The sequence below is a fragment of the Pantoea sp. XY16 genome (assembly GCF_025153065.1).
GTDB lineage: Bacteria > Pseudomonadota > Gammaproteobacteria > Enterobacterales > Enterobacteriaceae > Pantoea > Pantoea alfalfae.
In genome coordinates, this window is sequence record NZ_JANZNP010000017.1 from 18444 (window position 1) to 39479 (window position 21036).

A 21036-nucleotide genomic window follows, 5' to 3' on the forward strand; every position below is an offset into this window, starting at 1 on the left:
CTATTTTTCAACCCTGAAAAGGGGCGTTGTCAGGCACATAAATTAAGGCTGCGCATCATAGCACAGCCGGTTTTGTGAATTGTCTTGCAAATGTAAACGCGGATAACCCGCCTGGCTTCGTAGTTAGCGACCGCCGCGAATCAATCCACCCAGCCCGCGCCGTTCCATAAAGGCCGAGACCAGATGGCGAACTTCGGTGGCGGTGTCGGCATTCATCCCCTGCTCGCTGAGCTTCTGCACCTCTTCGTGATCCAGATGACGCAACAGATACTTCACGCGCGGTACGTTTTTACCGTTCATGCTGAGATGGTGATACCCCAGGCCGACCAGCAGCGCTACGCACATCGGATCGCCCGCCATTTCACCACACAGGCACAATTCCAGATTGGCCAGGCGGGCTTCCTGCGCGATCGCATTCAGTGCGCGCAGCATCGCCGGATGCAGCGAGTCGTACAGGTTCGCGACGCGGGTGTTGTTACGATCCACCGCCAGCAGATACTGCGTCAGGTCGTTGGTGCCGACCGAGACAAAATCGACCCGTGACGCCAGATGCGGGATCATAAACAGCATTGACGGCACTTCGATCATGATGCCAATACGCGGCGCGGGAATCGTATAGCCCAGCATCTCTTCCACTTCGCGTCCGGCGCGCTCAATCAGCTGTTTTGCGTCGTCGATCTCGTCGATATGACTGATCATCGGCAGCAGGATACTGAGGTTGCCGGAGGCGGCATTGGCGCGCAGCATCGCGCGCACCTGCACCAGGAAAATTTCCGGCTGGTCGAGCGTCAGGCGGATGCCGCGCCAGCCCAGGCAGGGATTCTCTTCACTGATCGGCATGTAAGGCAGCTGTTTGTCTGCTCCCACATCCAGTGTTCGCAGCGTTACCGGCTTGTTGTGGAACAGCTGCAACATGCCCTGATACTGCGCTACCTGCTCCTCTTCCGACGGGAAGCCATTCTGCAGCATAAACGGGATTTCGGTGCGGTAGAGGCCGATGCCATCGACCCAACTGCCCAGCGCCTGTTCATGTTCCGGGCTTAATCCGGCATTCAGCATCACCTGAATACGTTCGCCACTTTTCAGCTCACCCGGCTGATCGACCACGCATTCCGCCATTTTGCTCAGCGCGTTCTCTTCGCTGATTAGCCGCTGATACTCCTGCACCAGCACCGGCTCGGGATCGATCAGTAGCTCACCGCGATAGCCATCAACAATCAGCAGGCGTTTGTTGAGCTGATGGGGCTGGATGTCAGCGCCCATTACCGTCGGAATGCCCATGGCGCGGGTCAGGATCGCCGCGTGGGAGTTAGCCGCGCCGTCACGCACTACCACACCCGCCAGCCGCTCCTGCGGCAACTCCGCTAAGCTGGTGGCGGTCAGCTCGTCGGCGACCAGCACAAAGCGTTCCGGCCAGGCATTGGTGCCGACCAGGGTATCATCGAGGTGAAACAGCAGACGCTGGCCCAGCACCCGCAGATCGCCTGCGCGTTCACGCAGATAGTTGTCAGTCAGGCTGGCGAACTGTTCAGCAAACTTCTCGATCACCTGTTTCACGGCCCACTCCGCGACCGATCCGTGCTCGATCTCGTCGAACAGATCTTTCTTCAGCCGGGCATCGGTTAACAGGTGAGAGTAGAGATCGAAAATGGCCGCGCTCTCTTTCTGTGCGCTGGCGCTGAAACGTTTGCTGAAACGGCGAAATTCATTGGTTGCTTCGCTCATGGCGAGCGACAGACGCTCACGTTCACGCTGCACATCCAGCGTTGAGGCGGCTGAAACCTGATCGAGCAGAGGCTGCGTCTCATCGACCCAGCCGGGTGCCACCGCTACGCCAGGCGCTGCCGCAATAGCGCGCACCCGTGTCTGCCGGAACTGACCAAATAGCTGCCCCATCTGAGACTGCGACAGCAGCGCCGCCATCTGAGTGGCGAGCGTAACCAGGAATGACTCTTCGCTTTCATCAAACTGACGATGTTCGCGCTGCTGCACCACCAGCACGCCAAGAAGTTGACGACGGCTGATAATGGGCACGCCGAGGAAGGAGCGATAGCGCTCCTCTTTGACTGCGGGGATATATTTAAAGCTGGGGTGACTCTGGGCGTCAGCAAGGTTAATCGGTTCGGCCAGACGGCCCACTAAACCGACGATACCTTCGTCAAACGCCAGCGTCACGGTGCGGCCACGCGGTTTTTTGAGGCCGCGCGTCGCCATCAGGTAATAGCAGCGACGATCGGAGTCGGCGAGGTAAACGGAACAGACTTCCGTATCCATCGCCAGACAGATCTCATTGACCAGGATGTCGAGTGCTTCATTGAGACGCGGCGCACTCGCCACTTTTTCTACAATTTCGCGCAACTGAGTGAGCATAAAGGGCGTGGCCTAACCTCTCTTACGTCGATGGGCAGGATTATTTCGCTGCCCCGCACTCTCCTGCATAGACATCACCACGCCAGCGAATTCCTTCATTACCCGACGATAGACGTCGCGCTTAAAGGAGACAACCTGACGCACCGGATACCAGAAACTGACCCAGCGCCAGCCGTCAAATTCCGGCGTGCTGCTGTGCTGCACATTGATATCCGCGTCATTACACATTAACTGCAGAAGAAACCACTTTTGTTTCTGGCCGATACATACCGGCTTTGTGTCCCAACGCACCAAACGTTTTGGCAACTTGTAACGTAACCAGTTACGGGTAGAGGCAAGTATTCGAACATCTTTCCGGTGTAATCCAACCTCTTCGAACAGTTCGCGATACATCGCCTGTTCTGCGGTTTCACCGGGATTGATGCCTCCCTGAGGAAATTGCCAGGAGTGCTGTCCAAAGCGCCTGGCCCATAATACTTGTCCCTGCCGGTTACAGATTACGATACCAACATTCGGGCGGTAGCCATCATCATCGATCACCGGACTACCTCAAAGCAAAATTTGAATGGCCTGATTGTTTCACACTCCTTACAGGCGGTAAACCACTGGATTCATGGGGGGTTGAGGCATCAATAGCGGGATAACTCACAGAAAAGGGCGTAGTTATAAACAAAGACTGCAAAAAAGCTCGATCTTATTCACCTTTTCTGTGGATAGCTTTGTGCAGAACGCGGGAGTTAACTGAATAACCCTGCTATCACACCTGGGAATACCGAAAAGAGTTAATTCCTTATCTGACTGATTAAAAATGAAATTAATGCAGAATCACGCTTCACTGGCTTTTTATAAACAGCGAATATTTTTACGCCCACTGACAATTGGTTAAATTATAATCACAGTGCTTTTTATCCACAGATAATCGCTCAGGGTTAGGTCAGGCCGGTGAAATTCTGTTCAAATAGCGAAAAGTCAAGGCTGTAAATGGAACCAGTACCGCAAAGATAAGGGGGTTATCCCACTTTTCTGTGGATAACCGGACTGGAGATCCTGTTCATTATTGCGGGTAAGCTGGGATAACCCTGACCCACTGCAGATAGCACGAGGGCAATCCACTCAAAAAAGCATGATCTATCATGTTATTATCGAGCCCGGACACGATTTATTTCAGCGGGACAACTTACTTATCCGCACCTGTACACATTTTAATCATTATGAGTTATCAACATGCGTTATCCACCAGGACCACCCGAAGATGAAGCCAGCCTGCTGGCACGCGCGCAGGATTTAGCCGGATTACCTATGGAAACGCTGGCTGCACGTGCCGGCCTGCCCATGCCTGCGGATCTTAAACGCGATAAAGGCTGGGTCGGCATGCTGCTGGAGTGGCACCTTGGGGCGAGCGCGGGCAGCAAAGCGGAACAGGACTTTGCCCATCTGGGTATCGAACTGAAAACCATCCCGATTGATGCACAGGGTAAACCGCTGGAAACCACCTTTGTCTGTGTCGCACCGCTGACCGGTAACAGCGGCGTAACCTGGCTTACCAGCCATGTGCGTCACAAGCTGGCGCGGGTGTTGTGGATCCCGGTTGAAGGTGGGCGTGAGATTCCGCTGCGGGAACGCCGTGTCGGCGCGCCACTGTTGTGGAGCCCGAATGCGGAAGAAGATGAGATGTTGCGACAGGACTGGGAGGAACTGATGGATATGATCGTGCTGGGGCGCGTTGAGCAGATTACCGCACGGCATGGTGCCTGGCTGCAAATCCGGCCCAAAGCCGCCAATAGCAAGGCACTGACCGAGGGAATCGGCGATCAGGGCCAGCCCATTATGACCCTGCCGCGCGGCTTCTACCTGAAGAAGAGCTTCACCGGTCCCCTGCTGGCGCGCCATTTTCTCCTGTAAATCGCGTCTCCTGCGCGACTAATGTCGCAATTTTGTGGGAGATTGGCGAATTCAATGCGTATAATCGCCGTTTACTTTTCGTTTAGGATTGAATGCCGGTATGTTTGAGTGGATTTCCGATCCCAACGCCTGGCTGGCGCTGGGCACCCTGACCATCCTTGAGGTGGTGCTGGGTATTGATAACATCATTTTCCTGTCGCTGGTGGTCGCTAAGCTGCCAAAACACCAGCAAGCCAGTGCACGCCGTATTGGTCTGATGGGCGCGATGCTGATGCGTCTTGGCCTGCTGGCTTCCATCGCGTGGGTCGCCCGTCTGACTAATCCGCTGTTTACGCTGATGGATCATGCGTTCTCGGCGCGCGATCTGATTCTGCTGTTTGGCGGTCTGTTCCTGTTGTGGAAATCGAGCATGGAGATCCATGAAACGATTGAAGGCAGTGAAGGCGAGCACAACACCCGCGTTCATTCGTTCCTTGGTGCCATAGTGCAGATCATGATGCTCGACATTATTTTCAGCCTCGACTCCGTGATTACCGCCATCGGCCTCTCTGATCATCTGTTTATTATGATGGCGGCAGTGGTCATTGCAGTGCTGATGATGATGTTTGCCGCACGCGCCATTGGTGAGTTTGTTGAACGCCATCCGTCAGTGAAAATGCTGGCCCTCTCCTTCCTGATTCTGGTCGGTTTTACCCTGATTCTGGAGAGTTTCGCGGTTCACGTACCAAAAGGTTACATTTATTTTGCTATGTTCTTCTCCATGGCGGTTGAGTGCCTTAACCTGATGCGCAGCAAGAAAAAGCACGCCTGATAAAGTCAAGGGCGAGCCTGCTCGCCCGGTTATTTTCAGAATCCTACGATTAACCCTGCCGGCAAAACCATTTATTACTACACTTTTTGCACTTAACGATTTGTGAGGAAGAGGCGAGATGAAAGGGTGGGCAGGCGTAGCAATGGTGATGGTAACCGCAGCGTTCCTGAGTGGATGCAGCTCTGATTATGTCATGGCGACCAAAGATGGCCGGATGATCATGACCGAAGGCAAGCCGAGCATTGATAAAGAGACCGGCCTGGTGCAGTACACCGACCAGACGGGTCACGAGGTGCAGATTAACAGCGACGAGGTCTCAACGATCATTGAACGTTAAGTGCCCGATTTAATCACCTGCCATCGATTCCACGCTGGCAGGCGATTTCCCCGACTTTTCCCCCTTCCTTCCCCGCCGTTGCTCGCGCTATAGTCCCTGAGGACACAACATTCCATTCCATAAAAAAAGGAAGCTGGCAATGCACTATCATCGTATTCCCCACAGCACGCTGGAAGTGAGTCAGCTGGGGTTGGGCACTATGACGTTTGGCGAACAGAACAGTGAAGCCGACGCCCATGCTCAACTGGATTTGGCTATCCGTTCCGGCATCAACTTTATTGATACTGCCGAGATGTATCCGGTGCCACCGCGCCCGGAAACTCAGGGTCTGACCGAACAATACATTGGCAGCTGGCTTAAACAGCGCGGCAGCCGCGACAAAATCATCCTGGCCAGTAAAGTGGCGGGTCCGTCACGCGGCAATGATGCTTCGATTCGCCCGGATATGGCACTTGACCGTAAAAACATCCGCGCCGCACTCGATGCCAGCCTGAAACGCCTGAACACCGACTACCTTGATCTCTACCAGTTGCACTGGCCACAGCGCCAGACCAACTATTTTGGCAAGCTGGGCTATCAGTACAGCGAGACCACGGCGCAGGTGACGCTGCTGGAGACGCTGGAAGCGCTGACCGAGCAGGTGCGCGCCGGCAAAATCCGTTATATCGGCGTGTCGAACGAAACGGCGTGGGGCGTGATGCGCTATCTGCAACTGGCAGAGAAGCATGAGCTGCCGCGCATTATCAGCATTCAGAATCCCTACAGCCTGCTGAACCGCAGTTTTGAAGTGGGTCTGGCCGAAATCAGCCAGCATGAAGGCGTAGAGCTGCTGGCATATTCAAGCCTGGCGTTTGGTACGCTGAGCGGCAAATACCTGAATGGCGCGCAGCCTGCGGGCGCACGCAACACATTGTTCAGCCGCTTTACTCGCTACAGCGGCGAGCAGTCACAGAAGGCAATTGCCGAATATGTGGCGTTGGCTCAGCAGCATCAGATCGACCCGTCGCAGATGGCCCTGGCCTATGTGCGTCAGCAGCCGTTTGTGGCCAGCACGCTGCTGGGCGCCACCACGCTTGAGCAGTTACAGATTAATATCGACAGCGTCAATCTGACCTTAAATGCAGAGATTCTGGAAGGTATTGAGGCGATCCACCGCCGTTACACCTATCCTGCGCCATAAGTACTCTGTTGCCAGCTGCCGCTGTGGCGGCTGGCCTTTCTCACAGGTCGCGATAATAGAGTTTTACCGGCTTATCGGGATACTCAAGCGCTTCGCCCTGTGGCAGCCAGCCAGACCGTTCGTAATACCCCCCAAACGTTGACCACAACCACAACCGTGGATAGCCCTGCGCCTGTGCATAGGCGATGACATGCTGCTGCAGCGCCTCACTGACACCTTTGCCGCGCACCGACTCATCAACATAGAGCGCCGCCAGCCAGGGGAAAAGATCCTGACGGCTGATCAGGTCGCAACGCCAGAATCCCACCGTGCCGATTGCCCTGCCCGCCTCCACGGCGACAAACGTTACCGGAAAATCAGCACCGGTCAGGCTGCTGTTCACCACACTGGCAAAGAACGCCCGGCTTGTGGTTTCACCAAATGCGCGCCACTGCCAGTCGATGATCTGATCGGCAAATTGGGGGGCATCGCTGAGCGAGACGATTTCAATCACATCAGTTTCCCCTGAAAGATCGGGACTGAATCAAACAGGTAGCCATCAAAGTCAGGCGCATCGGCGTCGGAAAGCTCCAGCAGCGTATTCTTGACGTTCTCGAGGTGCTGCCAGGTAGATTGCCAGGCCCCCATCACATCACGCCGACGCAGAGCGGCCAGGATGGTCTGGTGATCGCCGAGCCATTTCAGGCGATAGGCGCGGGTTTCAAACTGCGGGCGCAGCTGCTGCCAGAGCGGGCTACTGTCATGATGTCGCCAGATACAGGTGACGGTATCGAGCAGCATCTGGTTCTGACTGGCACCCGCCAGCAGCAGATGAAACAACTTATCGTTGTCCTGACTGCTATCGTTGGCGGCGATAGCACGCTGCTCCTGTTCCAGCGTTCGGCGCAGATTTTCGATGTCCGCTTTGGTCGCCATTTTTGCGGCAAAGGCTGCAATATTGCTCTCCAGCAACTGACGTGCCTGTAGCATTTCAAACGGGCCAACGTCGCTGCGGAAGAAGGCCTCTTCTTCATCATCACTGGCGGAAGGAATACGCATCACATAGACGCCGGAGCTCTGGCGGATATCCACCGTACCTTCCAGCTCCAGCATCAATAATGCCTCGCGCACGATGGTCCGGCTGACGCCCCAGGTTTCAGCCAGCTGACGTTCAGGCGGCAGGCGCGATCCCACCGGATAGTGTCCGTCACAAATCTGCTGACGCAGGTGCTGACCAATTTCCTGATACTGCTTTTTTTCTTGCGGCGCTTCGGCTTTGTCCACACTGTCACCCTTTGCAATCAATGCGCTAACGGCATTGCCGCGGTTCCCTGCGCGACAATGCCCGCGAACCGGAGAGGCTGGCTCGCAAACTGGGGCTCAGTGTATCAAAGCCAGCGCCTGATCGAGTACCTTTGCACCATTCAGCGTGCCGTAAGCAACCGTATCAATTACCGCGATGGGCAACTGATAGCTGTCGGTGAGTTTTCTGTTCTCCTCCAGTTTGAAGCGCACCTGTGGCCCGAGCAGCACGACCACCACCTCGTTGCCGTAGTTTTGCAGCTCTTCACGCAGGTTTTGCTCCGGAATAGCGTAGATCTGAAATGCCAGTCCGCGAGCGGCAGCCTCCTTTTCCATCCGCGTCACCACCATTGAGGTCGACATGCCTGCAGCACAGGCCAGAACAATTCGTTTCATGCGCGTTTCCTCGCGTTATTTCGGCTCATCATCAAGCCATAGGGTAAATTGCTGCGTGTCGCACAGCGTACGGAACCAGTGGGCAGATTTCTTCATACGGCGCTGACGCTGCTTATCTAAGTCGATTTCGATAAGACCATAGCGATTTTTAAAGGCATTCATTGGCGAGATATTGTCGGTAAACGCCCACAGCATATAGCCCTGACAGTTAATCCCCGCCTGGCTGGCGCGTATCGCCTGATGCAGGTGCTCGCTGATAAACGCGATGCGGTAATCGTCCTGAATCTCCCCGTCGGCATTTTTGAACTGCGTTTCGTCCTCAATTCCCATACCACTTTCAGCCACAAACCACGGGATATTGCCGTACTCATCGCGCATCCGCTGCGCCATATCCCAGATAATTTCAGGCTGAATTTCCCAGCCGCGTGAACGGTTCATCCGCCGCCCCGGCAGTTCAAAATGTTCGTAATACCAGGCGGGATGAAAGGGTGTCTCGGGATGCCAGGCGCGGGACGGTGCCTTCACGCGATGCGGATAGTAGAGATTAAGCCCGACCTCATCGACGGTATTGGCGGCAATAATCGCCAGCTCTTCCGGGGTGGTTTCCCACTCAATCTGATGCTTATCAAGCAGCGCCAGCAGCTCTGCCGGATACTCGCCTTTAATGGCGGGATCGAGAAACACCCGATTGTAGAACAGGTCATAAATATGCGCCGCCTTCTGGTCGTGCGGGGCTGATGATCGCGGATAGGTGACTTCCGGATTGAGTATGGTACCAATGCGACCGGCATAGCCTGCCGCGCGGAACAGCTGCACTACCCGGGCGGTAGCAAGATTCTTGTGGTGGTTCCACTGCATCCATTTATGGGTGTTCTGCTCATAAGGCCAGCGCAGCGCGTCGAGATAGACGCGGGTCTGCACCACAATCGGCTCGTTAAACACAAACCAGCGCGTGACCCGACCGGCATAGCGTTTAAACACCTGTTCGACATAGCGGATAAACAGTTCAACGACATGCTTTGACTGCCAGCCGCCATACTGCTCCAGCAGCGTGGCGGGCAGCTCGTAATGCTCCAGACAGAGCATCAGTTCAATGCCCTGGCGCTGCATTTCATCAATAAGCCGGTCATAGTAAGCCGCGTATTCCTCATCGACCGTAGCGGTTTCGTAATCGATCAGGAAACGCGACCAGTTGATCGAAGTGCGGTAGTGGGTCAGCCCGCTGGCCTTCATTAACGCAACATCCTCACTAAAGCGGTTAATAAAGTCGGTGGCAACCGCCGGACCGTAGCCGTTGTGCCAGACGTGGCGATCCTGCTGATACCAGGCGTCAGGCCAGGAGTCCTGCCCCGCTTTTTTTCCGCTCCAGCCTTCCGTCTGCCAGGCGGAGGCAGCAGCCCCCAGAATGAAATTCTCAGGTATGTGGACAGTCTGACGACTCATAACACCTCCGTTCGGTTGGGATTCAGCTCAGGTTGCAGGTTCTTTGCTTCCGCTGCATCCGCGCGGCGGGCTGCGACTTTCACAAATGGCAGATAGATGAGTACTGACACCAGAATGCAGACGATCTGCGTCACCACCGCACCCATCGATCCGGCCGTTGACAGCCAGGCATTGATAATCGGAGGCGTGGTCCAGGGCACCATCACCACGGCTTTCCCGGCAAATCCCATCACCGTAGCGAAGTAACCGATAGAACCTGTCACTAGCGGTGTGATGATGAAAGGGATAGCCAGGATTGGATTAAGCATAATCGGCATACCAAATATAACCGGCTCGTTGATATTGAAAAGGCCTGGCCCAAACGACAGTTTGGCGATTTCACGCATCTCTTTGCGTCGCGTCGCCAGCATCACGGCGGTGAGCAGCCCGATGGTCAGGCCGGAACCGCCGATGCTCATATAAACATCCCAGAACGGCATGGTGATGATGTTTGGTGCCTCTTTCCCCTGCTCAAAAGCGGTCATGTTGACCATAATCGCGCCCAGCAACAGCGGCTCACGGATCGGTTTCACCATCTGGTTGCCGTGAATACCAATCACCCAGAACAACTGGGCGACGAACATCAGAATCAGAATGCCCCACAGGCTCTGCACCACCGACTCCAGCGGCTGCTGCACCACCTGGTATACCGCGTCGTAAAGGTACATGCCGGTGACGCGATGGAAGATAAAGCCGAAGGTCGCTATCAGCGTTACGGTGATGATTGATGGGATTAGCGCGGAGAAAGAGGCGGCCACGTTGGGCGGCACCGTGTCGGGCATTTTGATTTTCAGCCGTTCAACCTGTTCGAGGCGGCAGTAAATCTCTACGGACAGAATGGCGATAAACATGCCGAGAAACAGGCTCTTGGTATCGGAGAATTGTTTGGCCAGTACGTCGGTAACCAGGTGCATCTGCCCATCGACCATCATCTGTAAGGTGGTCGGCGTCACGGATACAAAGCAGATGATTGCCAGCAGGCCGGGAAACAGCGTTTTTATACCGTTGATGCGCCCAAGCTCAATACCAATCAGGAACACCGCACCAATGTTAAGAAAGCTAAGCGTGGCGTAATTGATACTGCTGGTGATGGGCTTAAGATCAGCTAAAAAAGCCAGGGCGGCAAAGCTGGCAAGGCCATTTTTGCTGTCCAGCACCATGTTAGAGATCAATACCGAGAAGGCGCCAACAATGATCACCGGCATCAGGGTAATGAACGAGGCTTTAATCGCCATGATGTAGCGATAACTGTTAAAGCGGGTGGCAAAGCTGCCCAGGGAATCGATAAGGCGGTCCTGTAGAGACATGATCAACCCTCAGAGATGTAAGATCGGTATTCCTGTAATCGTCGTGGTCTTCCCTGTTAGTGGCATACCAAAATGACGAATCTCCTCGGTTTTTTCTGTGACGGATCTCCCGGAAACGCTTATTGGCATTCCAGTATGATAAAAACGGCCAATTTGGCATACCAATAGCGGAGGCGTTATGGATTACGAACAGACCATGATGGAATTGCTGATCAATGCAGGGGAAGCCCGTTCGTCGGCGATGATGGCGATTCAGTGTGCGCGCAAACGCGACTGGACCGGGGCTGACGCAGCGCTGGCAGCTTCAGATACCGCGGCAAAAGCGGCACATAAAATTCAGACCGCGTTGATTAGTGCAGATGAGGGAAGCGGAAAATTGCCGGTCACGCTGATTCTGGTGCATGCGCAGGATCATCTGATGAATGCAATGCTGTGCCGCGAGCTGGCAGAGGAGCTGGTCATGCTGCGCAAAGAGATCTATAGCTGACAGGCGGCGCGCCGGCCGCCTGAGCGAGGTGATTAGCTGATTTCCAGTGCCAGTAGCGACTCAATAGTCTGCGCGCGGCGGATTTCCCGCGGCTGGCCCTGCTCAAACAGCACTTCCGGGATCAGCGGACGGCTGTTGTAGTTAGAGGACATGGATGCACCGTAAGCTCCGGTGTCGTGGAACACCAGGTAATCGCCAACCTTTGCCGCCGGAATCGCGCGTGGTTCGACCATGCCGCCCTCCAGCTGGGTAAAGACATCACCCGATTCGCACAGCGGACCCGCGACCACCGTGTCGATGGTCTGCTGCTCCTCAATCGCCCGCTCATCGCCCCCCATCAGCGAGATATGGTGATAGCTGCCATACATTGAGGGGCGCATCAGGTCACTGAAACCGGCATCGACCAGCACGAAGTGACGGCTGCCCATCGACTTCACTGCCCGAACCTGAGAGACCAGCACACCCGCCTCGGCCACCAGGAAACGGCCTGGTTCGATCTCCAGCTTTATCGCGTGACCCAGATGCTGAGCGATACGCTGCCGTGCTGCATCCCACAGGCCAAAATAGTGATCGGTATCGATCGCCTCTTCGCCATAGCGATAAGGCACAGAGAGGCCGCCGCCCGCAGAGATCGCCGTCAGATCCTGACCTGACGCCATCACCAGTTCGACCATCGCATCACAGACCTGCTGCAGATGCGCATAATCGACGCCTGAGCCGATATGCATATGAATGCCCACCAGCTTCAGGCCGTGCTGCTGAATCGCTGCCAGCGCCTCGGCTAAATCGCCGTGCCAGATACCGTGCTTGCTGTTTTCGCCGCCGGTATTGGTTTTCTGACTGTGACCGTGACCAAAACCAGGATTAACCCGCAGCCACACCGCATGTCCCGGTGAGACCGCGCCGAGCTGATGCAGCATATCGATCGATCCGGCATTGACCGGAACCTTTAACGCGGTTACCCGCGCCAGCGTTGGCTGATCGAACAGATCCGCGGTAAAGACGATCTCATCACCACCAGGCTCGTAGCCCGCAGCCAGCGCACGTTCGATCTCACCCAGCGATACCGAGTCCACTTTCACACCCGCTGCGCGCATCAGGCGCAGGATATGAATATTTGAACAGGCTTTCTGCGCAAAACGCACCACATCAAACGCCTGCAGCTGGGCAATACGCGCCTGAATAATCTGCGCATCATAAGCCCAGAATGGCCCGGCATAACGGCGTGCCAACGGCAGCAGGTTAGCGGCGTTGAGGGCGGTGTCGGTACTCTGTAAGGAACGTGGCATAGCAATTCTCCTGTGGCAATAACCGCATTAAGCCAGAATCATGCCATAGCGAAAAATATCTGTTTTAATAGCATCTATTCACAATGGATATAGGAAGGCGGCGTGGCAAACATTAACTGGCGGCATATTGAGATCTTTCATGCGGTGATGACCAGCGGCAACCTGACCCAGGCTGCAACGCTACTGCATACCTCACAGCCGACGGTGAGCCGGGAGCTGGCACGCCTGGAGCAGCAGTTGGGATTAGAGTTGTTCGGACGGGTTCGTGGTCGCCTGCAACCGACGGTGCAGGGATTACGTCTGTTTGAAGAGGTGCAGCGATCCTGGTACGGCCTGGATCGCATTATGGAAGCGGCTGAAGGGCTGCGCCAGTTCCGTCAGGGTGAGCTGTCGATCGCCTGCCTGCCCGTTTTTTCGCAGTCGCTGCTGCCACCACTGTGTCAGCCCTTTTTACAGCGCTACCCGGATGTGAGCCTGAATGTGATTCCTCAGGAGTCGCCGCTGCTGGAGGAGTGGCTGTCAGCCCAGCGCTATGATATCGGCTTAACCGAAACCCAGCACGCGCCGGCCGGGACTGATCGTCTCGCCCTGCTGACCTGTGATGAAGTGTGCGTGTTGCCACAGCATCATCCTCTGAGTCAGCGTGCAGAACTGACACCGCACGATTTTGCGGGCGAACAGTATGTCAGCCTGTCGCGCAGTGACAGTTATCGTCAGTTGCTGGATGCGCTGTTTCATGAGCAGGGCGTCGAACGGCGGCTGGTGATGGAGACGCACAGCGCCGCTTCGGTGTGCGCCATGGTCAGAGCGGGCGTGGGCATTTCGATTGTGAATCCGCTGACGGCGCTGGATTACGCCGACAGCGGTGTGGTGATGCGTAAGTTCAGCGTGGCGGTACCCTTTACCGTCAGCCTGGTGAGGCCGCAGCACCGCCCTGCGTCGGCGCTGGTCGATGCTTTTGTCAGTCATCTGCAACGGCAGGTGGCTGACTTTCCGGCACGCATCGACGCCCGCCTGGCTTAAGCGCGAACCCTGGCGGCTGCGCGGCCCGATTTGCGGAAGGTGATCAGACAGATCAGCAGGCCAATTGCCGCCAGCGCAGCGGCAGCAACCGGCACCGCCGTCAGGCCATATCCACGGCCAATCACCGCACCGCCGACCCAGGCACCCAGCGCATTACCGACGTTAAATGCCGAAATGTTCAGGGTTGAGACCAGGTTCGGCGCCTCTTTACCGTGACGGACCACGTTGATCTGCAGACCCGGTACCGTCGCAAAGGTCGCCATCGCCCACAGGAACAGGGTGATCTCCGCCAGCCACAGCGCATGGCTGGTCCAGCTGAACAGCAACGAGAAGATGGCGATCAGGGAGAAGCTGAGGATCAGACTAAAAGAGACTTTCCAGTCGGCCAGTTTGCCGCCAAGAATGTTACCGACCGTCAGGCCTGCGCCAATCAGGAACAGCGTCCAGCTGACACCCCGATCGCTGATGCCCGTTATCTCTAACAGCAGCGGCGCAATGTAGCTGAACAGTGCAAACATCGCCGCGGCAAAGAACACCGTCATCAGCAGCGAGAGCCAGAGTTTCCCGTTGGCCAGCGCACCAATTTCACTCGCCAGGTGAACCGGCTTCTCCTCTTTATTGTTCGGCAGACTCACGATCAGGGCGATAAACGCCAGTACGCCAATCACAGCCACGCCCCAGAAGGTGGCTCGCCAGCCAAACATCTGTCCGAAACTGGTTCCCAGCGGAACGCCCAGCACGTTGGCTAAGGTCAGTCCGGTGAACATCAGTGCGACAGCGGAAGCCTGACGACCGGCTGGTACCAGACTGGCGGCGACCACCGCGCCAATACCGAAGAAGGCACCGTGACAAAGCGCGGTGACGATGCGTGCCAGCATCAGCAGGTTATAGTTGTAAGCCAGCGCACACAGCAGGTTGCCGACAATAAAGATCACCATCAGCAGAATCAGTGTTTTCTTGCGCGGCAGCCTGGCGGTGAGCAGCGCCATAATCGGTGCACCAATCGCCACGCCCAGCGCGTAGCCGCTGATCAACCAGCCCGCCGACGGAATCGACACCTGAAGGTCACGCGCCACCTCCGGCAGCAATCCCATAATGACAAATTCGGTGGTTCCGATGGCGAACGCACTCAACGCCAGCGCCATTAATGCTACAGGCATAACACTCTCCCAATATCATTTGCAGGTGAACTGCACAGACGCGCAGCCCCACGACGCTTATTAAAATTTGATCTGCGTCACGGTGAGCATTACAGCACAGTGCTGATGCGCGACATAGCCTGCGCGCAGCAAAGGATTATTGCCGGGGCCGCAATAATCCTGCTGCTTTTTCGGAACAAATGGCTTTGTCAGCCTTCTGGCTAAGCCCGTTAAAGCGCGCATGACCCAGGGTCAGGTTGTCATTTCCCGCGAAACCGTTACGCTTTTTAGTGCGTATTTAATTAATAAATCCTTAACGTTGCCGATATATCCCTAATCAATTGCCAGGTGATGTGATCAACTTCTGACGCAGGGAGAGAGAATGCAACGACTCATAGCCTTAATGGTTTTTGGCTTAACCGGCTGTTCGGTAGGTCATTATGAGTACAGTAAAGAAGCTGAAAAACGGGTTGATATGACCGTGACCGGCATTCCCACCGTGCTGGGTTTTGGCACGCTTGGAACCACTATCCCGCTGACGCCGGAGTACAGCCTGACCGCCGCGCACGTGGCGAAGTTTTCGCTTTATCGCGTCAAAGCCTGGCATCCGCAATGCGATCTGGCGGTGGTCTACCACAAAAACAGTGAAATAAACCTTCCACCCAGCTTCCGCAACAGCCATATCGGCGACCAGGTGAATCTCTACGGCTACAGTTTCATTTCGGCCATGCCGGTCAGCTCCAGCGGACAAAACCTGATTAATACCACGCTGGCAAACCGCTGGAACAAGCCGGACTGCGTCGTCGTGGCGGCGAATGCAGGTGTGGTGAAAGGGATGTCGGGCGGCGCAGTCTATAACGCCTCTGATGATACGCTGGCGGGCGTGATTATCGGCTACAGCAATGACATCAACGACAATGCCAGCGGTAAAACACTTTATAAGAACGTTGCGCTCTATGTGCCTTACTCGCGATTTCAGACATGGTTGGATCAGGCGATTAAATCCTGAGATGCGAGTGGCAGAATGATTTGAGAAAACAGGACGTAATACGCCCTGTTTTAAGCACTAAAGTATTCTGCTCACACAGTGTTATTCATAAGTTAACGAAAAAGTCGCGCTGCCATCTGCGGCTCCGGCCGTCACGTTTGGTGCAGTCGAGACGTAGGCAGCGCTAAAATTGAGCGTGTTGTCCGCGTTAGCATTCAGCGTCACAGCGTTACTCGCCTTATTTACTGCAATTTGTTTGCCCTGATAATCATAAAGTGCAATCCCCAGGCCGGTTGCACCACCACTTGCAACAGCCACCAAATCGCCGTTTGTCGAGTCGCCCGTTCCGGTAAATGTGACTGACACGCTGGAAGCGTCCGCGCCACAATCGACAAGTTTAATATCGAAAGGTACGGATGGACTGGCTGCGCCTGTCTGCGAAAAGGTATTGGTGGCGATCATTCCCATCTGAACAGTCAGTTTCGATGAAGCTGTATCGACTTCGCAAGTATTTGAGGAAATATTGCCATTAATATTGACCGTTACCTCACTAGCACTCAAGGCACTGCCTGAAAAAAGGATAGCTATTAACGCTAGTTTTCTGTTGAGCATCATTAACCGGCTCCTGACTACTCGTAACTAATATTGAGTGTGGCAATCGTATTTGCGGTTCCCGCCGTAATTTTCGAGAGCGTTTGAATATAACGAGCAGAAAAGGTATACGTACTCGCTCCACCTGCAACAGACGTTCCCAATACCACATCGCTGTTGAGTGCCAGCGGAGTCCCGTTGTAGAGAACCTGCACGCCGACACCACTCGAAACGCCCGTGCTGCCAGCACCGGTTAGCGCCAGCACGCCCACATCCGTCGAATCCGCACTCTGTTTACCAGTCATGTTGACATTAACGTTGGTGCCGGCATCACATTCGAGATTAACATTAAAATCTTTGGCTCCGGCTGTAGAGCCAACACCGCTGAAATTACGTGACGGCACATTGCCGAGGTCTACAGTCAGGCTATCGGATGAAGCCAGAGTACAGCCAAGTGCTGTAACCTGAACCGTACCGGTTAATTGAATATCAGCCAGCGAAACTTTACTGGTATCTTCAGCAGTCTGTACGTAATAAGAACCTATTTTCTGTGGCTGTATCGTTCCAGATGTTACTGTGGTAGCAGATTTATAAAGGACAACTGTTACCTCAAGGCCAGTGCTCCATCCCCATGTATTTGCGTTAGATGAGGTCGGCCACATTACCGTCTGGCTATTAGTACTGAGCTTATAACTGATACCTTCAACACCTGTCGGGCAGCTCTCAAGCTCACACGCAAACTGAAATCCCAGGGTTCCTGCAGATGTCATGGTGAAACTTTTCAGCCCGGTTTGCACTGTTTGTGTCGACAGCACGGTCCCAATGGCCGCATCTTTCATAACAGTAACGGAGGGAAATGCGATAGTTACCGTTCCGACACCCCCTTCAGGGACAACATTAGTTATCGAAGCGTATGTTAAAGGAGAAAAAGTAAACAGTTGACAAAGCAATACCAAAACAAGCCTAAGCTTTAATCTTTTCATTTCGAATCCTTTTAGTGCCCATTCCTGAAGTGCAGACTCACTCACAACGGGCTTTCAGGTAGACTATTTCTTGTTGCGTCTTTGTCTCCGGCAGTCGATATGGAATTCTGCAGTGACTGTTTTCAGACGCCCCCCACACCGCTTCCAGCATTCCTGAGGGTTGCAGCCCGGAGAGATAAACCTGTCCGTTATCCCCCACTATTCCAGTACTTTCTTCGTTACCTTCCTGCACGACCACAACAGTAGTGCCGAACGGCAACGGCTTGCCTTTATGTGTCAGGGTAATTAATGCGCGCTGACCGATATGGGTTTTAAACTCCGCCCTCACTAATGCACCCGCGGTCGGCACCACTGAGACCACGGAGTTATCAATCTCGCTATCCGCAGCAAGGGAATTCACGTCCAGGCCGATACGGTTAAGGCGATAATTAGTGGCGTAAGGCACAACGGTGTAGCCTCGCCAGTCAGTACGTACACCGGTTTTATTCTGGATGGCCGCATCTTTAACGCCTGGCGCTTTAATCAGAACGTTGGTTTTACCTAAAGGTTGAGAAAGCGTCAGACCATCCTGATGGAAGACCATGCCACCCTGCACACCGTAGTTGACACGGTGAGCATCCTGGCTGGAACTATACCCGGCATTGACCTGTCCATAGCGACCGTAGTAATCAAGATTGAGACTACCGGTACTGCCATTACCACGGTTAACGGTGCCCATCTGCATGTTATAAGACAGGTTTTTATCAGCCAGCATGGTGCCGTATAACCCAGCCGTGTTCGTCATATTCCCTTCGCCATCATTGTAAAGACCGTACGTAGCCTTCATTGAGTCGAGGTTACTGTTGCTGGCTCGGTTTCCTGACAGCCATTTGCCTATTGGCAGTGACAGAGTGAAGTTAAAGACGCGATCGGCTTCGCTGCTCCAGGTATTCTTGTTGTAGCTGTAATTCAGGTTGTAGCTGACATCCTTTACCATGCCGGTAAAACCAAGCTGAAGCAGACGTGTCTTGCCATCCGTATTCCAGTAGCTTTGATCGCTACCGCTGGCATAGACGGAATAGTCACGACCCAGCTGCTGAGTCAGCGAAATCTGAACCCGGCTGCGTTTGTTATTGTAAAGGTTGTAATAGCCGGAATAGTCGAGCTCGCCATCGCTGTTATGCGTCACGCCGCCAGACATATTTTCGCGCGTAGTTTCCGCCAGCGTATAAAAACCGCGGGTTGAATAACGATATCCTAATAGCTCGAAGCGAGTGCCCAGTTCATTAAGCGATTTAGCATAGAGAAAACGGAAAGACTGGCCGCTGTGACGTGTGCCATCGGCAATCTTACTATTAGCCTGCGTCGCATCTATCGAAATTGCGCCAAGAAAGCCAAGGTTTTTACCTGCACCGGCTGTGAAAGCAAGATAACGCTCTGCAACCTGACTGCCACCATACAGCGTGATCCCATTTCGCCATCCCCAGAGTAGTGACGCCTGAGTCATATACGGCTCTGACTGATTTCCATCCGTGCTGCGGAAGCGTCCGGCCATAATGGAATAATTCAGATGCCCTTCACGCTGAAGTTTTGGCACTGAAGCAAAAGGCACAGTATAAGTGCGAACGTTGCCATTCTTCTCTTTTACAATAACCTCAATATCGCCGCTGGAGCCGGTAGGATAGAGATCGTTAATCTCAAACGGACCGGAAGGCATATAAGCCTGATAAATAACGTTGCCGTTCTGCCTGAGCGTAACCTGTGAATCGCCATTGGCAATGCCGCGAATAACTGGCGCAAAGCCGCGCAAGCTGTCGGGCTGCATTGATTCATCAGTGGCAAGTGTGACCCCACGAACGCTGACGGAGTCAAAAATTTCGGATGAGGTAAAGGTATCACCGACTGTCAGTTGAGAATCCCATGGAATGATGGCGCGCTGCAGATAAGTCTGCATATGGTTCCAGTCTCGCGTCGCATCTCCATAACGGGATTTTGAGTAGGTAAAACTGGACTGATCGTACAGACGCCACGGTCCGACGTTAAGGCCACTATTCAGGCGTAAAAAATAACTGTCATTTTTTGACGCATCGCCCCGGGAGTTGGAGCCTGTAAATGCATAGCTTAACAGCGCGGCGGGAATGCCTTCATCCCACTGAGAGGGGGGAATATAACCACGTGCATTACGGCTCATCATTGCCTGGGGTATTTTCAGATCGAGTCGTAAATGCTCAACATCAAAATCGGCACTGGCTTCAGGAATATAGCGTGCAATATCGACGCATTTTGCATGACGTTCGACTTCATTTTTGATTAATCTTTCGAGCATTTCGATATTTATATTGAAGTCGCGCAGTTTTTCCATATTCAAACAAGGACTGAGCTCGGACGGCGCATTCGTCCTTTCTTTCTCAAAAAAAGTAATATTTCGTGCACCAACGGCCGTTCCATTGACATAAACGTCAACGTGGTAACTGCCTGGCGCGGCGCTAAGGCCTTTATTGAAACGCGCTAAATCGGCAACATCTTCTGGGTTATCTGATAAAAAAGAGGGATCAAAGTTATATTCCCCCGCATAGCCTACCCCTGAGTAACAGGATAAAAAAACCAGAATAGCGATTCTTTTTATTTTTAATTTTGTTAACTTTCGAAAATCGTAAAAGTGCACAATTGCCCCCTGGCCATTCCATGCCAAACAAAAATTAATTTATATTCGCAGAGCGTACTGGCATGGTAGCGCCGTAATCATTAATCGCCTGAAAGCTGATTGTATTACTACCATGTAAATCAACATTAAGTGGCACCGAAGATTTAGGGGCTATCATCTGCGCAAACTTTTTTTCACCCGATTTAATATTGACAAGGTTAACATAGTAAGGCGTAGGGTTTTTTACTGTCACCGTGTTATCGACACGAGAAAATGCCAGCTCTTTATAAGCTGTCATAGGATCACCCTGAAGATTACCTGGGCGATAAAAAAGCTTAATCCTCGACTGTATTGCCAACTGCAATGCGTTTTTCTGCTGGCTGTCAGAATCCTTTTGACGTGATGGAATGGCCTTAACATTCAGCCAATAAACGGTTTCACGGTCAGTAGCAAGATTTTTGTTCACTGACATAATACGCAATATGTTTTCTCTTTTCTGCTTAATCAGGAAAAGAGGGGGAGTTACTAAAAAGTCACTGGTGACTTTGCCCTCCTGGTCCTCTACCCAGGATTTGATCAAAAATACATTCTCATCATCTGTATTATTGATGGAAAGTGACGCCTGTTTATTCTGAGAAGAAAAAATCAGGCGTGTTGCTCCCAGCCCTACTCCACCAGCCTGAGCGGCAGAAAAGAAAACAGACAGCACCAGACTCAGCAAGGTTATAAATATTTTATAATTTTTGGATAAACTAAGCATGTTAGCTCCCTGACATAATTAGTGCAAAGCGACCGTTTAGTTCTGATCGTATTTTTATTTTTTGCAAGTATGAAAATGCCTGAAGAT

Annotated in this window: 20 protein-coding genes; 7 read left to right on the forward strand and 13 right to left on the reverse strand. The window is 53.6% G+C overall.

Annotated elements, in window-relative coordinates; translation table 11 throughout:
• Positions 1-123: 123 nt before the first annotated feature.
• Together ptsP and rppH are read right to left on the reverse strand one after the other, a co-directional pair.
• Positions 124-2370, reverse strand: a complete 2247-nt coding sequence (gene ptsP / locus N1689_RS20255; protein WP_260060041.1) for a phosphoenolpyruvate--protein phosphotransferase — start codon at positions 2368-2370, stop codon at positions 124-126.
• Positions 2371-2382: 12 nt separating this feature from the next.
• Entirely contained in the window at positions 2383-2910 is a 528-nt protein-coding gene (gene rppH, locus N1689_RS20260) for an RNA pyrophosphohydrolase (RefSeq protein WP_009087042.1), read from the reverse strand.
• A gap of 684 nt (positions 2911-3594) precedes the next feature.
• On the opposite strand from rppH, the gene mutH reads away from it, so the two are divergent.
• The 4 genes from mutH (at position 3595) to N1689_RS20280 (ending at position 6600) form a co-directional block, all read left to right on the forward strand.
• Positions 3595-4272, forward strand: coding sequence for a DNA mismatch repair endonuclease MutH (gene mutH / locus N1689_RS20265; protein WP_110330840.1), 678 nt, complete (start codon positions 3595-3597; stop codon positions 4270-4272).
• Positions 4273-4372: 100 nt separating this feature from the next.
• A complete protein-coding gene (locus tag N1689_RS20270) occupies positions 4373-5083 on the forward strand; it encodes a TerC family protein (RefSeq protein ID WP_003853954.1) in 711 nt (236 codons plus the stop codon).
• Between the two features lie 118 nt (positions 5084-5201).
• Positions 5202-5420: a YgdI/YgdR family lipoprotein gene (locus N1689_RS20275; protein ID WP_150014112.1), complete on the forward strand. Its 219-nt coding sequence runs from the start codon at positions 5202-5204 to the stop codon at positions 5418-5420.
• 139 nt (positions 5421-5559) lie between these two features.
• Complete coding sequence (locus tag N1689_RS20280) at positions 5560-6600, forward strand: NADP(H)-dependent aldo-keto reductase (RefSeq protein WP_161732868.1); 1041 nt, start codon at positions 5560-5562, stop codon at positions 6598-6600.
• A 40-nt stretch (positions 6601-6640) separates the two neighbouring features.
• Here N1689_RS20280 and N1689_RS20285 read toward each other — a convergent pair whose 3' ends face one another.
• From N1689_RS20285 to N1689_RS20305, 5 genes are all read right to left on the reverse strand, one after another.
• Positions 6641-7093: a GNAT family N-acetyltransferase gene (locus N1689_RS20285; RefSeq protein WP_222925031.1), complete on the reverse strand. Its 453-nt coding sequence runs from the start codon at positions 7091-7093 to the stop codon at positions 6641-6643.
• Positions 7090-7863, reverse strand: a complete 774-nt coding sequence (locus tag N1689_RS20290) for an FCD domain-containing protein (RefSeq protein WP_260060042.1) — start codon at positions 7861-7863, stop codon at positions 7090-7092. Before N1689_RS20290 ends, N1689_RS20285 begins: the two co-directional genes overlap by 4 nt.
• 96 nt (positions 7864-7959) lie before the next feature.
• Positions 7960-8277, reverse strand: coding sequence for a PTS sugar transporter subunit IIB (locus N1689_RS20295; protein WP_010248665.1), 318 nt, complete (start codon positions 8275-8277; stop codon positions 7960-7962).
• A gap of 15 nt (positions 8278-8292) precedes the next feature.
• On the reverse strand, positions 8293-9720 hold the full coding sequence (locus N1689_RS20300; protein WP_260060043.1) for a glycoside hydrolase family 1 protein: 1428 nt from the start codon (positions 9718-9720) through the stop codon (positions 8293-8295).
• On the reverse strand, positions 9717-11066 hold the full coding sequence (locus tag N1689_RS20305) for a PTS sugar transporter subunit IIC (RefSeq protein ID WP_161732874.1): 1350 nt from the start codon (positions 11064-11066) through the stop codon (positions 9717-9719). The genes N1689_RS20300 and N1689_RS20305 overlap by 4 nt, the downstream gene beginning before the upstream one ends.
• Positions 11067-11244: 178 nt before the next feature.
• On the opposite strand from N1689_RS20305, the gene N1689_RS20310 reads away from it, so the two are divergent.
• A complete protein-coding gene (locus tag N1689_RS20310; protein WP_222925029.1) occupies positions 11245-11553 on the forward strand; it encodes a PTS lactose/cellobiose transporter subunit IIA in 309 nt (102 codons plus the stop codon).
• A gap of 32 nt (positions 11554-11585) precedes the next feature.
• Here N1689_RS20310 and lysA read toward each other — a convergent pair whose 3' ends face one another.
• Positions 11586-12842 (reverse strand): diaminopimelate decarboxylase, encoded by a 1257-nt coding sequence (lysA, locus tag N1689_RS20315; protein WP_161732878.1) that lies wholly within the window; start codon positions 12840-12842, stop codon positions 11586-11588.
• 102 nt (positions 12843-12944) lie between these two features.
• On the opposite strand from lysA, the gene N1689_RS20320 reads away from it, so the two are divergent.
• Positions 12945-13865 (forward strand): LysR family transcriptional regulator, encoded by a 921-nt coding sequence (locus tag N1689_RS20320; RefSeq protein WP_161732880.1) that lies wholly within the window; start codon positions 12945-12947, stop codon positions 13863-13865.
• Here N1689_RS20320 and N1689_RS20325 read toward each other — a convergent pair.
• A complete protein-coding gene (locus N1689_RS20325; protein WP_260060044.1) occupies positions 13862-15025 on the reverse strand; it encodes an MFS transporter in 1164 nt (387 codons plus the stop codon). The two genes, N1689_RS20320 and N1689_RS20325, sit on opposite strands and share 4 nt — an antisense overlap.
• A 361-nt stretch (positions 15026-15386) precedes the next feature.
• On the opposite strand from N1689_RS20325, the gene N1689_RS20330 reads away from it, so the two are divergent.
• A complete protein-coding gene (locus N1689_RS20330) occupies positions 15387-16013 on the forward strand; it encodes a serine protease (protein ID WP_222925027.1) in 627 nt (208 codons plus the stop codon).
• An 81-nt stretch (positions 16014-16094) separates the two neighbouring features.
• Here the strand turns inward: N1689_RS20330 and N1689_RS20335 are convergent, their stop codons facing one another.
• The 4 genes from N1689_RS20335 to N1689_RS20350 are packed head-to-tail and all read right to left on the reverse strand — an operon-like array spanning position 16095 to position 20949.
• Positions 16095-16607 carry a fimbrial protein gene (locus tag N1689_RS20335; RefSeq protein ID WP_253419948.1) on the reverse strand — a complete coding sequence of 171 codons (513 nt, stop codon included), beginning with the start codon at positions 16605-16607 and terminating at the stop codon, positions 16095-16097.
• Positions 16608-16621: 14 nt separating this feature from the next.
• Positions 16622-17566: a fimbrial protein gene (locus N1689_RS20340; protein ID WP_161732568.1), complete on the reverse strand. Its 945-nt coding sequence runs from the start codon at positions 17564-17566 to the stop codon at positions 16622-16624.
• 37 nt (positions 17567-17603) lie between these two features.
• Positions 17604-20210 (reverse strand): fimbrial biogenesis usher protein, encoded by a 2607-nt coding sequence (locus N1689_RS20345; RefSeq protein WP_260060045.1) that lies wholly within the window; start codon positions 20208-20210, stop codon positions 17604-17606.
• 34 nt (positions 20211-20244) lie between these two features.
• Positions 20245-20949: a molecular chaperone gene (locus N1689_RS20350; protein WP_161732572.1), complete on the reverse strand. Its 705-nt coding sequence runs from the start codon at positions 20947-20949 to the stop codon at positions 20245-20247.
• Positions 20950-21036 lie beyond the last annotated feature (87 nt).